Origin of the sequence: Bradyrhizobium sp. sGM-13 (assembly GCF_018398875.1) — a bacterium.
Lineage (GTDB): Bacteria > Pseudomonadota > Alphaproteobacteria > Rhizobiales > Xanthobacteraceae > Bradyrhizobium.
In genome coordinates, this window is record NZ_JAGWDK010000029.1 from 55,464 (window position 1) to 67,609 (window position 12,146).

The following is a 12,146-nucleotide window of genomic DNA, read 5'->3' on the forward strand; positions in this document are numbered from 1 at the left end:
CCCTGTGATGCTTCTTGTTTGGCGTCATTCCGGGGCGATGCGGAGCATCGAACCCGGAATCTCGAGGTTCCCCGGTGCGCAATTGCGCACCTGAGGTCTGGTCCTTCGGACCATCTCGGAACGACGACGGTCAGTAAATCGGCGGCTCCTCGACCGGAGCCCCAAATCCGGTTTCCAGAAAATCGAAGTCGCAGCCTTCATTGGCCTGCTTGATGTGGCGGGTGAACATCCAGCCATAGCCGCGCTCGTAACGTGGCTCCGGCGCCTTCCACTCGGCGCGGCGCATTGCGAGCTCCGCCTCCGGCACATCAAGGTTGATGGTGCGGGCGTTGACGTCGAGCGTGATCTTGTCGCCGGTTCGCACCAGCGCCAGCGGCCCGCCGATGTAGGATTCCGGCGAGACGTGCAGGATGCAGGCGCCATAGCTGGTGCCGCTCATGCGCGCATCCGACAGCCGCACCATGTCGCGCACGCCCTGCTTCACCAGTTTGGTCGGGATCGGCAGCATGCCCCATTCCGGCATGCCCGGCCCTCCCTGCGGACCGGCATTGCGCAGGATCAGCACGTGATCCGCCGTGACGTCGAGATTGGGATCCTCGATCGCCTTCTTCAGCGAAGGATAGTCGTCGAACACCAAAGCGGGCCCGGTGTGCTTGAGGAAGCGCGGCTCACAGGCACTCGGCTTGATCACGCAGCCATCAGGCGCGAGATTGCCCTTGAGCACCGCAAGCGCGCCCTCCTTGTAGATCGGATTCTCGACGCTACGGATAACGTCGTCATTATAGACTTCGGCGCGCGCGATGTTCTCGCCGAGCGTCTGGCCGGTGACGGTGACGACGTCGAGATGCAGATGCTGCTTGATGCGGCTCATCAGGCCCGGCAGGCCGCCGGCGTAGAAGAAATCCTCCATCAGGTATTTGTCGCCGCTCGGCCGCACATTGGCGATCACAGGCACCTTACGGCTGGCTTTTTCGAAATCGTCGAGCCCGATGTCCTGGCCGGCACGGCGCGCCTGCGCGATCAGGTGGATGATCGCATTGGTCGAACAGCCCATCGCCATCGCGACCGTAATCGCGTTCTCGAAGGCTTTTCGGGTCTGAATCTTCTCCGGCGTCAGGTCCTCCCACACCATCTCGACGATGCGGCGGCCGCATTCGGAGGCCATGCGGATGTGGCCGGCATCGGCGGCGGGAATCGAGGAGGCGCCCAGCAGCGTCATGCCGATCGATTCCGCAATCGCCGTCATGGTCGACGCCGTGCCCATCGTCATGCAGGTGCCGTAGCTGCGGGCGATGCCGGCCTCGACGTCGACCCAGTCCTTGTCGGAGATTTTTCCGGCACGGCGCTCGTCCCAGTATTTCCAGGCATCCGAGCCCGAACCCAGTGTCTTGCCCTTCCAGTTGCCGCGCAGCATCGGCCCGGCCGGCAGATAGATCGTCGGCAGGTTCATGCTGGTGGCGCCGAGCAGGAGGCCGGGCGTGGTCTTGTCGCAGCCACCCATCAGCACCACGCCGTCGACGGGGTGGCCGCGCAGCAATTCCTCGGCATCCATCGCCAACATGTTGCGGTAGAGCATGGTGGTCGGCTTCAGGAACGATTCCGACAGCGACAGCGCCGGCAGTTCCATCGGAAAGCCGCCGGCCATCAGGATGCCGCGCTTGACGTCGTCGACGCGGCTCTTGAAATGCATGTGACAGGGCTGCGCATCCGACCAGGTATTGAGGATCGCGATGACAGGCCGGCCCCTCCATTCCTCCGGCGCGTAGCCCATCTGCATGGCGCGCGAGCGGTGGCCGAAAGCGCGGAGATCATCGGGCGCGAACCAGCGCGCGCTGCGGAGGTCAGCGGGGTTCTTCTTGATGCTCATGACTGCGTACCCCATTTCTGGACGGTGTTGCGCTCGATCGTGCGGAAGATCAGGTTCTCCACGATCAGGCCAATGACGATCACGGTCAACAGGCCGGCGAACACGGCGGGGATATCCAGCAAGTTTCGGTTCTCGAAAATGAACCAGCCGAGGCCGCCCTGCCCCGACGACACGCCGAACACCAGTTCGGCGGCGATCAGCGTGCGCCAGGCAAACGCCCAGCCGATCTTCAGGCCCGTCAGGATCGAGGCGAAGGCCGCGGGAATCAGGATGCGGAACACGTAGGGCAATCCGCGCAGGCCGTAATTGCGGCCGACCATGCGCAGCGTGTTCGAGACGCTCTTGAAGCCGGAATGGGTGTTGAGCGCGACCGGCCACAGCACCGAATGGATCAGCACGAACACGAGGCTGCCATTGCCGAGACCGAACCAGATCAGGGCCAGCGGCAACAGCGCGATTGCCGGCAAGGGATTGAACATCGCGGTAATGGTTTCGAGGAAATCCGTGCCGATCCGGGTTGAGATCGCGAGAATCGTGAAGATGGCGGCCAGCGCAATGCCGGCGGCATAGCCCATGAACAGCACCTTCAGCGACGCCCAGGCGCGCAAGGGAATGGTGCCGTCGCGCACCTTGTCGAACATGGTGACGATGGTGTCTTGGAAGGTCGGGAACAGCAGCGGATTGTTCAGGATGGTGCCGTAGGTCTCCCAGGCCGCGGCGAGGAAGATGATGATCACGGCCTTGCGCACAAAGCCGTCGTTCCACAACAGCTCCAGCACCGTCAGCTTGCGCTCGACCTCGGCCGGCACCGCCGCCGTCAGTTCGGCGGCATCGCGCAGCAGAATTCTGGCCTCACCCATCGCGCGCTCCCTTTAGTGTGCCGTGACAGCGTCGGCGAACAAGAGATCATGGATCTGCTTTTCCAACCGCGCCGCGCTGCCGTCCTCGCCGGAAACCTTGTCAACGTCAATCACCTCGGCCTTGACCCGGCCGGGATGCGGCGACAGCAGCAGGATACGGTTGCCGATCTTGATCGCTTCAGCGATCGAATGGGTGACGAACAGCACGGTGAATTTGGTCTCCGCCCAAAGCTGCAGCAATTCGTCCTGACAGGTGCGCCGCGTCAGCGCATCAAGCGCTGCGAACGGCTCGTCCATCAGCAAAATATCCGGCTCCATCGCCATGCCGCGCGCGATCGCGACGCGCTGCTTCATGCCGCCGGACAGCGTGTGCGGATAGGCATCAACGACGCGGGTGAGGCTGACTTTTTCGATATAGGCCCGCGCCCGCATCTCCGCTTCCTTGCGCGGCAGTTTCCGCGTCATCAGCAGCGGAAACATCACGTTTTCGAGCACCGTCTTCCACGGCAGAAGCTGATCGAACTCCTGGAAGATCATCATGCGGTCGGCGCCGGGCTCGGATATTTCCCGGCCGGAGATCCGCATCTTGCCTTCGCTCGGCTTCATGTAGCCGCCGACCGCCTTCAACAGGGTCGATTTGCCGCAACCGGAGGGACCGAGCAGCACGAAGCGATCGGAACGATCGACCGTGAAGCTGACCCGCTCGGTCGCGGTCACGACCGCGCTCGAGGTCTTGTAGCGCAGTGTTACGTCACTGACGTCGAGAAGCGCGGCCATGTCGATCAATTGCCCTTCAGGTCATGCGCGACCGGCAGGTAATAATCGGTCCACGCCTTGGGCATGGTCTTCAGCGTACCGACCTTGAAGAGATGCGCGGCGAACTTCATGGTGCCCTGCGGCTGCAGGTTCCATTCCATCATGCCGGGCTCTTTCAGCCATGCCAGCAAATCCTCGACGCTGGTCTTGTCGCCGGTGACTTCCTTGTAGATCTCAACCGCGGCCTTGGTATCGCTACGGATCAAATCCTGCGCTTCCTTGGTGGCGTCGCGCACCGCCTGCACGATCTTCGGATTGGCGTCGGCGAATTTGGTCGTGGTGAAGAACTGCGCCTGGCTGAGCGGCCCGCCCATCACGTCCGGCGACGACAGCACAACATGCGCACCGGGGACGTTCTTCAGTTCGAGGAAGGTGAACGGCGGGATCGCAAAATGATTGCGGACCTCGTGCTGGGCATTGGTCATCGCCACATAGGCGTCGGGATGGCCGAGCTGTACCGTGTTGGCATCGAGCTTCGACCACTGGTCGGCGCCGAAGGTCTCACTTGCCGCGATCTGCAGCACGATCGCCTGCGTCGAGACCTTTACCGTCGGCACGGCGATCTTGTCGTTCGGGCCAAAATCCTTGATCGACTTGATATTCGGATCGCGGCTGATCAGCGTCATCGGCTGCGCCGAGGTGGCGACGATGCCCTTGACGCCGCCGCGGGTGCGGTCCCACAGCAGTAACAGATTGCCGGTCCCGGTGTTGAGGATGTCGACGCTGCCTGCCAATAGCGCGTCGGTCTGCGCGCCGCCGCCGCTTAAGTTGATCCACTTGGTGGTGACGCCGGGCACGCCGAGCGAAGCTGCGTGCTTCTCGATCAGCTTGTGTTTTTCCATGATGTGCGAGGGCATGTAGAAAATGCCCGGCTGCCGCGACAGCGAAATCTCCGTTTTCTGCTGGGCCGCGGCCTGAGAGCCCGGCAGCACCATGGCAAGTGCCGCGACGGCGCCCGCGCAGGCGCTCCAGATTCTGTTTCTCATTGTGCATCTCCTCCGGCGTTTCATTGACGCTTCGAAGGAAATGCACTAATGTATTAGTGCATTTGAAGCAAGCGCCTTTCTGAGGCCGATTCGTTCGATGGCTGCATCCCAGATCGTTTCCCGCCGGCCTGTGCCGCGCTCCGCCGATCGCCTCGATCGCGATCGTCAGGCCGCGCCGCAGGTGTTCGAGCGCTTGCGCGGCATGATCATTTCGCTGGAGCTGCCGCCGGGATCGCCGCTATCGCGCGCTGCGCTGGCCGGACAGTTCGGGGTGAGTTCGACACCGATCCGCGATGCGCTGATGCGGCTCGAGGAGGAAGGGCTGGTCGATGTCTTTCCGCAATATGCCACGGTAGTCAGCCGGGTCGACGTGCGGCTGGCGCAGCAGGCGCATTTCCTGCGGCAGGCGGTCGAGCTCGAAATTGTCCGCATGCTGGCAATGCGCCATGACGAAGCCTTCGCGGCCGAGCTCCATGCGACCATCGTCCGCCAACAGCAATTCGCGAAAGCCGGCGACTTCGAAAAATTCATGGCCGCCGACAACGAATTCCATGCCCAGCTCTACGCAGCTACCGACAAGCAGGACATCTGGTCGCTGGTGCGCAGCCGCAGCGGACATATCGACAGGCTGCGCCGGCTGCATCTGCCCTCCCCCGGCAAGGCGCAGGATATCCTGCGGCATCACAAGCTGATTGCGAAAACGATCGAGGCCGGCCAACCCGAAGAGGCGCAGAAGCACCTGCGTGCCCATTTGTCGGGAACACTGAGCGAACTCGACCAAATCCGCTCGCGCTATCCGGAATATCTCAGCAACTAACTACTGCGGCATCTCCGCGGGGTTCCGGATCTGTCTGCCAGGCAACATGCGGACACCGGCATTTTGCACCGGCTTTTTGACCGCCCAACCGGAACGTTCCTACCGCTGGAGCAGTTGCGGCAATACGCGGATTCGGCAAAACTTGCAGCCTGCCGTGACTTGATTCCAGCGGGGCCCGGAGAACCTTTTAATTTGGCGATGATACTCGTCGTGGATGATGATGTGGCGGTCCAGGTGATCATCCGTCTGCTGCTGGAGCGCGCCGGGCATAATGTAGTCACCGCCGGTGACAGGCGACAGGGCTTGGCATTGTGCCAGATCGGAGATTTCGATTTGCTGTTCCTCGACATTTTTATGCCTGGAATGGACGGACTTGAACCATGCGGATGGTTCGCCAGCAATCTGCAGAAGCCGTTCCGGCCGGCCGACCTTCTTGCCGCCGTCACGGGCTGCCCGGAAGCCGCCGAACGTGGCTCGCCGCCACGCCCCGCAGTGTTGCGTCCTCGCCGTAATGCGCCATAGCATCCGATTCGTCCGGTGGATTGCTGGATTGGAGCGGGAGGGCGAGCGAACACCGACATGACGCTCACAACCAGGCTAGCCATCGCGATGATTGCGTTGGTCGCGCTCGCGGTTACCGCGGTCGGATGGCTGAGCTATCACAACCTGGAACAGGCGCTCCTGCAGCGTGCTCGCGACCGCATCGAGACGCATTCACGGCAGCTCGCGACCGATCTGGAATATTATGCGGCGAGCGCGACCGGAGATGTTGCGGGCTTTCGTTCGGCGGTGGCGCTGCACGGGCTGGTCCGTGCCCGCCAGGCGGGCGGCATCGATCCGGTCGATGGCGTCTCCGAAAAGATCTGGCGCGACCGGATAGCGTCACGTTTCGCGGCGGAACTCGAAGCCAAGCCGACCTACGCGATGTTTCGGATTATCGGCCTCGACGACGACGGCCGCGAGCTGGTCCGCGTCGACCGCAATGGACCAAACGGCACGGTTCGGATCGTCCCTGAAGCGAGCCTGCTGAAGCGAGGCGATCGCGGCTATTTCCAGGAAACGATCCGGCTGGGTCCTAAACAGCTCTACGTCTCGCCGCTCGATCTCGGCCGCTTCAACGGCCTGATCGAAGAGGTGCACCGGCCGACACTCCGCGTCGCGACGCCGATTTTCACGACCGACGGTAAGCCGTTCGGGATTTTCATGATCAATGTCGACATGCGGCGCGCGTTCGATCGTATCAGAGCATCGGCCTGGCCGGGCGAGACGATCTACGTCATCAACCGGCAGGGCGACTATCTCATTCACCCTGACCGGTCGCGCGAATTCGGCTTGTTGCTCGGCAAGCCCAACGACTGGAAAGCTGACTTCCCGCACCTGGCGTCGCAGGCCGGGGCAAAGCAAGGCAGCGCCGAAATCATTGCGGACCAAGCTGGGCGGTCCAACGGGATCGCGTTTGCTCCCGCCGTCCTGGCCGGTTCCGAATGGGTTGGGATCATCGAGACTACCCCGAACACCGTGATCATGGCGCCGGCTGCGAGCATCCGAAATACCTCGCTTCTGGTCGGAGCGATCGCGGTGTTGTGCGCAGCAGTGCTGGCGCTGCTGATCGCGAGGTCGCTGGCCCGGCCGCTTGTCCGCCTCACCGAAGCCGTTCAGGGCATGGCCAAAGGGAAGCCGGCCATCCCGGTCGATGCACGCGGCGAGACCGGCGTGCTCGCGCGGGCGTTTGCGTACGCAATCGAGGAGATCAATGCAAAAACCGCGGCGCTCCAACAGGAGGTTGAGGAGCATCGCCGCACCGTAGCTGCGCGCGATCATCATGCAGAACGGGAACGGCTGTTCAGCGCAGCGGTCGAGTCCTCCAGTGACGCCATCGTCACGACGTCGCTCGATGGCACGATCACCGGCTGGAATTCGGCCGCGGAGCGGCTGTACGGGTACACGGCCGCGGAAACTGTGGGCAAGAGCATTACCCTTGTCGTTCCGATGGACCGGCTGCCCGAGGTGCATGACACGTTACGCCGGATCGGCTCGGGCGAACGCATCGAGCAACATGAAACCGTCCGCCTGAAAAAGGATGGCGCCCGGATTGAAGTCTCGCTCAGCGTCTCCCCGATCAAGGCCCCCTCGGGCGCGACCATCGGCATCTCGAAGGTGGCACGCGACATCACCGAAACCAACAAGACCAGGCAGGTGCTGCGGCAACAGACCGAAGAGCTTCGCCGCATCTTCGAGACCTCGCAGGACCTGATCATGGTGATGGATTCCCGAGGATTCCTGGTTCAGATCAGCCCGAGCTGCGAGGCCATATTGGGTTATCGGCCGGAAGAAATGATCGGGCGCAGCGGCGAGGATTTTATCCACCCCGACCACCTCGAGACCTCGCGTCAGGAAATGCGTGCAGCACGGCGCGGGCTGCGCCCGAAGATGTCCGACACCCGCTGCATTCACAAGGATGGACGAGAGGTGTGGTTGTCATGGCTCGGGACATGGTCCGAGCCGGTCAAGCGCTTCTTCTTCGTCGGCCGTGACATGACCGAGGGCCGGCTGGCGCAAGAGACGTTGCGCGAAAGCGAACAGCTCGCGCGCGGCATCATCGACACCGCGCTCGACGCTTTCGTGCAGATGGACGATCAGGGCATCGTCACCGACTGGAACTCGCAAGCGGAGAAGATACTCGGCTGGTCGCGGGCGGAGGCGATCGGCACCAAGCTGAGCGAGCTGATCATTCCGGCTGTCCATCGCGCCGTCCACAAGGCCGGCCTGGAGCGGTTTCTGCGCACCGGCGAGGCTGCCATCCTCGACCGCCGCCTCGAAATCGAGGCGATGCGGCGAGACGGAAAGGAAATCAAGGTCGAGCTCAGCATTACCGCGCTTCGGCGGCGCAACGGCTTCGTGTTCAACGGCTTCATGCGCGACCTCACCGACCAGATCGCGGCCGAGGACAGGATCCGGCAGGCCGAGAAGATGGAGGCGATGGGACAGCTCACCGGCGGCATCGCACACGATTTCAACAATATCCTGACGGTGATCACCGGAACGATCGAAATTCTGGCCGACGCCGTCAAGGGCGAACCGCAGCTTGCCGCCATCACGCGAATGATCGACGAGGCGGCCTCACGCGGCGCCGACCTAACCCAGCACCTGCTCGCCTTCGCGCGCAAGCAGCCGCTGGAGCCGAAGGTAACCGACGTCAACACGCTGATTATCGACACCGCGAAACTGCTGCAGCGGACGCTCGGCGAGCACGTCGAAATCGAATCCGTGTTCGAAGACGAAACATGCGCTGCGATCGTCGATCCCAATCAACTGGCCACCGCGATCCTCAATCTGGCCCTAAACGCCCGCGACGCGATGCCCGATGGCGGCAAACTCATCATCGAAACCGGCTTCGTCATGCTCGACGACAATTATGCGAGGATGCAAAGCGACGTCCGACCCGGTCGCTACGCCATGATTGCGGTGAGCGATACCGGAACCGGCATTCCGGCTGCGATGCTCGACAAGGTATTCAATCCGTTCTTCACCTCGAAAGGACCTGGCAAGGGTACCGGCCTCGGGCTGAGCATGGTGTACGGCTTCATCAAACAATCGGCCGGCCACATCATGATCTACAGCGAAGAAGGCCATGGCACGACGATCAAGATGTATCTGCCGCCGGCCACGGGCACATTGCCGGCGGCCGAGGCTACACTGGCGCCGGCTGTCGAGGGCGGCCATGAAACAATTCTGGTGGTGGAGGACGACAAGCTGGTGCGCCACTATGTGCTGGCGCAACTGCATTCACTTGGTTACGTCACGCTGGATGCGGCGAACGCCACTGAAGCCCTCGCGTTGGTCCATACCGGCCGTCCGTTTGATCTGCTGTTCACCGACGTGATCATGCCCGGCATGAACGGCCGCCAGCTCGCCGACGAGATAGCGAAGGCCAGGCCCGGACTAAGGGTATTGTTCACCTCGGGCTATACCGAGAATGCCATCATTCATCACGGGCGACTCGACGAAGGCGTATTGCTGCTCGCCAAGCCCTATCGGAAATCGGATATGGCGATCATGATCCGCAAGGCGCTCGCCGATTGATCGCAAGGGCGGCACCTGCATCCAGCGCAAGGCCGCGCCGGAGCTGGCCTGCCTGCGATCAGTCTCGATCAGCGATGGATCAGATCTGGCCCTGCCGCTGGGTGGTCATCACGATGCGAACCAGGTCGGCGGCATTCCGCGCGCCGAGTTTCTTCATTATATTGGCGCGGTGGTCCTCAATCGTGCGCGGGCTGATCCCGAGATGTCGCCCCGCTTCCTTGTTGGACGCGCCCGCGGTGAACTGCTCCAGCACCTCGCGTTCGCGTCGCGTGAGCGGTTCCCGTCCCGGAAAATGCAGCGCCGCGATGCGCGACGACGTACTTTGCGCCTGCCGGCGAGCATAGGCCTCGATTGCCTCATCGAGTCTTGCCACGATGTCGCTGCCGCGAAACGGCTTTTCGATGAAGTCCAGCGCGCCGTTCTTGATGGCGCTGACCGCCATGGCGATATCGCCCTGCCCTGAGACCATGAAGATCGGTGCAGGGTAGTCCTCACCATGAAGCTCTCTCAGAATATCGAGGCCGGACTTACCAGGGATATGCACGTCGAGCAGGATGCAGGCTGGCGTCCGCGTTCGTGCCACCGCCAGCAGCGCGGCGCCGTCGGCGAAACAGATGACCTGATAGCCGGCTGCCGACAGTACCATCGAAAGCGTGTCGCGAACGGCAGGGTCGTCATCGACTACGAAAATCTCCCCGCGGGAGGGGGCTTTTTCAGCCATGTTCCATCGTCCATGCGTGGTTGAATGTGACGCACACTCGGATAACGGTATTCACTTCATACCGGACCGTATTTGTACGGGACCATGGCTTAGCGCACAAGTAGTAACGCACATCTATAAGAATAGCCTGCGACTAATTGAACAAATGATTGCCAGGGAAGTTTCGTCCGGCGCTCCCGAGAGTTCCATCAACGTCATCGTGCTTAACGAGTATCTCCCGCTACACAAAGGCCGCGGCCGCCATGCATGCTTGGCCCGCAGAGCCATCCGCTTCAGCTCATCGCCTCTTCAGATTTTGACGACGCGCCTGACTTTTTCTTGCTGGGCTTGCCTCTCAGGAAGCGGATGTCCATTTCCGTGCCGTTGACACGAACAAGCTCGCACCGGCGATAGGCGAGGCCGGTCGACGACAGCAGCAGGAAGAACTCCTTGAGATTGAGACCTTGAATGGAGCCTTCCACCGTCAGTTCGGCGTCGGTGTCCGAGATCGCGTTGAGCTGGCAGTCCCTGCGCCAGGTCCCGTCGATCGCCATGATACAGACATCATAGCCGCGGCTGAATGTAACCCGCTCCGTGCCCTTGCCGTCTTCTGTCATCGCTCATCGCCCCGCTATTGCCGCGATTTTTGGCATTGCCGCTGCGCCCTGCGGAGATGCGGCACGCGCACCGCTCGGCCGATAGAGGCCGCGCTTGTCCGGGAACGGCTTGAAGACATCAGTCAGGCCGACGACCGTTTCCGCCGCTCCCAGCACCAGGAAGCCATCGCCTTCCATTGCCTTGGCGAGGCGGCCAAAGATATTGATCTTGGTCTCCTGATCGAAATAGATCAGGACGTTGCGGCAGAAGATGACATCGAAGGTGCCGAGCTGGGAGAAATCGTGCAGCAGATTAAGCTGGCGATGCTGCACCATGCCGCGTAGCTCCGGGCTGATCTGCCACAGTTCGCCGTTCTGCTTGAAATATTTGACGAGAAGCTGAATCGGAAGGCCGCGCTGAACTTCGAATTGGCTGTAGATGCCCGACTTCGATTTTTCGAGCACTTCCTGCGACAGGTCGGTCGCGATGATCTCGATCCGCCAGCCGGCTAGCGCCGTGCCCATTTCCTTCAGCGACATGGCAAGCGAATACGGCTCCTGGCCGGTCGAGCCGGCGGCACACCATATCCTGATGCTCTTGCGGCCGGCGCGCGCCTTCAACAGCTCCGGCATGATCGTATCGCGGAAGTGTTCGAATGGCACCTTGTCGCGAAAGAAGAAGGTCTCGTTGGTGGTCATGGCCTCGACCACCTGGACGATGATCGATGATGATCCGCCCTTCATTTTCTGCACGAGTTCGCCGATGCCCGATACACCGCATTTGCGCGAGAGCGGAAGCAGGCGGCTTTGGATCAGGTATTGCTTGTCTGCGGACAGGTCGAGACCGGAATGATCCTTCAGGAGCTTACGCAGATATTCATAGTCTGGCGGGGTCACGGGAGCCTCTCAAGGACAAGCGATAAGATTTAGATCGGGCTCTATTCCGGGAGCGCGACCAGGCCGACTTCCTGGAATTTTGCCGCGACGATCTCCTTGTCGAACGGCTTCATGATGTACTCGTTGGCGCCGGCATGCAGCGCGCGAGATATATGATCCATGCCGTTCTCGGTGGTGCAGAACACCACCTTGGGCGCGTCGCCGCCGGGCAGTTTGCGCAAATGGCCGAGGAACTCGTAGCCGTCCATGACCGGCATATTCCAGTCGAGCAGAACTGCCGTGGGCATCGCGCGCTTGCAGGCTTCAAGCGCCTGCTCGCCGTCCTCGGCTTCGGTAATCTGGAAATCCATTTCTTCGAGGATGCGTCGCGCGATCTTTCGCACGATGCTGGAATCATCGACGACAAGACAGGTTTTCATCTCGGCCTCCTTGCTTGACAAGCGCTATGCTGCGAGGGTTGTTTTCGGCATGATTTCGAGAACGCGATCGACGTCGAGGACGACCATGAGCTGGCCGTCGAGGCG

Annotated in this window: 11 protein-coding genes and 1 pseudogene; 3 read left to right on the forward strand and 9 right to left on the reverse strand. The window is 61.8% G+C overall.

Annotated elements, in window-relative coordinates:
• Positions 1–130: 130 nt before the first annotated feature.
• The 4 genes from araD to KJQ96_RS30890 are packed head-to-tail and all read right to left on the reverse strand — an operon-like array spanning position 131 to position 4,478.
• Positions 131–1,867, reverse strand: a complete 1,737-nt coding sequence (gene araD, locus KJQ96_RS30875; RefSeq protein WP_213290132.1) for an L-arabinonate dehydratase — start codon at positions 1,865–1,867, stop codon at positions 131–133.
• Positions 1,864–2,727 (reverse strand): ABC transporter permease, encoded by an 864-nt coding sequence (locus KJQ96_RS30880; RefSeq protein ID WP_213290133.1) that lies wholly within the window; start codon positions 2,725–2,727, stop codon positions 1,864–1,866. Before KJQ96_RS30880 ends, araD begins: the two co-directional genes overlap by 4 nt.
• 12 nt (positions 2,728–2,739) lie before the next feature.
• Positions 2,740–3,504 carry an ABC transporter ATP-binding protein gene (locus tag KJQ96_RS30885; RefSeq protein WP_028351562.1) on the reverse strand — a complete coding sequence of 255 codons (765 nt, stop codon included), beginning with the start codon at positions 3,502–3,504 and terminating at the stop codon, positions 2,740–2,742.
• Positions 3,505–3,509: 5 nt separating this feature from the next.
• Positions 3,510–4,478 carry an ABC transporter substrate-binding protein gene (locus KJQ96_RS30890; RefSeq protein WP_249734731.1) on the reverse strand — a complete coding sequence of 323 codons (969 nt, stop codon included), beginning with the start codon at positions 4,476–4,478 and terminating at the stop codon, positions 3,510–3,512.
• A gap of 148 nt (positions 4,479–4,626) precedes the next feature.
• Here KJQ96_RS30890 and KJQ96_RS30895 point away from each other — a divergent pair, with 148 nt between their 5' ends.
• The 3 genes from KJQ96_RS30895 (at position 4,627) to KJQ96_RS30905 (ending at position 9,429) form a co-directional block, all read left to right on the forward strand.
• The gene (locus KJQ96_RS30895; protein ID WP_213290134.1) at positions 4,627–5,346 is read left to right on the forward strand and encodes a GntR family transcriptional regulator; all 720 of its coding nucleotides are present in this window, start codon (positions 4,627–4,629) and stop codon (positions 5,344–5,346) included.
• Positions 5,347–5,409: 63 nt separating this feature from the next.
• Positions 5,410–5,868, forward strand: coding sequence for a response regulator (locus tag KJQ96_RS30900; protein ID WP_375293222.1), 459 nt, complete (start codon positions 5,410–5,412; stop codon positions 5,866–5,868).
• A 57-nt stretch (positions 5,869–5,925) separates the two neighbouring features.
• On the forward strand, positions 5,926–9,429 hold the full coding sequence (locus KJQ96_RS30905; protein WP_213290135.1) for a PAS domain S-box protein: 3,504 nt from the start codon (positions 5,926–5,928) through the stop codon (positions 9,427–9,429).
• Between the two features lie 79 nt (positions 9,430–9,508).
• Here the strand turns inward: KJQ96_RS30905 and KJQ96_RS30910 are convergent, their stop codons facing one another.
• The 5 genes and pseudogenes from KJQ96_RS30910 to KJQ96_RS41830 all read right to left on the reverse strand — a co-directional run.
• The gene (locus tag KJQ96_RS30910; protein ID WP_213290136.1) at positions 9,509–10,150 is read right to left on the reverse strand and encodes a response regulator transcription factor; all 642 of its coding nucleotides are present in this window, start codon (positions 10,148–10,150) and stop codon (positions 9,509–9,511) included.
• A gap of 272 nt (positions 10,151–10,422) precedes the next feature.
• Positions 10,423–10,746, reverse strand: a complete 324-nt coding sequence (locus tag KJQ96_RS30915; protein WP_213290137.1) for a PilZ domain-containing protein — start codon at positions 10,744–10,746, stop codon at positions 10,423–10,425.
• A gap of 3 nt (positions 10,747–10,749) precedes the next feature.
• Positions 10,750–11,622 (reverse strand): protein-glutamate O-methyltransferase CheR, encoded by an 873-nt coding sequence (locus KJQ96_RS30920; protein ID WP_213290138.1) that lies wholly within the window; start codon positions 11,620–11,622, stop codon positions 10,750–10,752.
• 41 nt (positions 11,623–11,663) lie between these two features.
• Positions 11,664–12,041, reverse strand: coding sequence for a PleD family two-component system response regulator (locus tag KJQ96_RS30925; RefSeq protein WP_213290139.1), 378 nt, complete (start codon positions 12,039–12,041; stop codon positions 11,664–11,666).
• Positions 12,042–12,065: 24 nt separating this feature from the next.
• Positions 12,066–12,146 (reverse strand): annotated as a pseudogene (locus KJQ96_RS41830) (chemotaxis protein CheW); the annotation flags it as partial.

Coding starts and splice junctions, on each gene's coding strand:
- araD (WP_213290132.1), bottom strand. CDS start 1,867: ATGAGCATCAAGAAGAACCCCGCTGACCTCCGCAGCGCGCGCTGGTTC.
- KJQ96_RS30880 (WP_213290133.1), bottom strand. CDS start 2,727: ATGGGTGAGGCCAGAATTCTGCTGCGCGATGCCGCCGAACTGACGGCG.
- KJQ96_RS30885 (WP_028351562.1), bottom strand. CDS start 3,504: ATGGCCGCGCTTCTCGACGTCAGTGACGTAACACTGCGCTACAAGACC.
- KJQ96_RS30890 (WP_249734731.1), bottom strand. CDS start 4,478: ATGGTGCTGCCGGGCTCTCAGGCCGCGGCCCAGCAGAAAACGGAGATT.
- KJQ96_RS30895 (WP_213290134.1), top strand. CDS start 4,627: ATGGCTGCATCCCAGATCGTTTCCCGCCGGCCTGTGCCGCGCTCCGCC.
- KJQ96_RS30905 (WP_213290135.1), top strand. CDS start 5,926: ATGACGCTCACAACCAGGCTAGCCATCGCGATGATTGCGTTGGTCGCG.
- KJQ96_RS30910 (WP_213290136.1), bottom strand. CDS start 10,150: ATGGCTGAAAAAGCCCCCTCCCGCGGGGAGATTTTCGTAGTCGATGAC.
- KJQ96_RS30915 (WP_213290137.1), bottom strand. CDS start 10,746: ATGACAGAAGACGGCAAGGGCACGGAGCGGGTTACATTCAGCCGCGGC.
- KJQ96_RS30925 (WP_213290139.1), bottom strand. CDS start 12,041: ATGAAAACCTGTCTTGTCGTCGATGATTCCAGCATCGTGCGAAAGATC.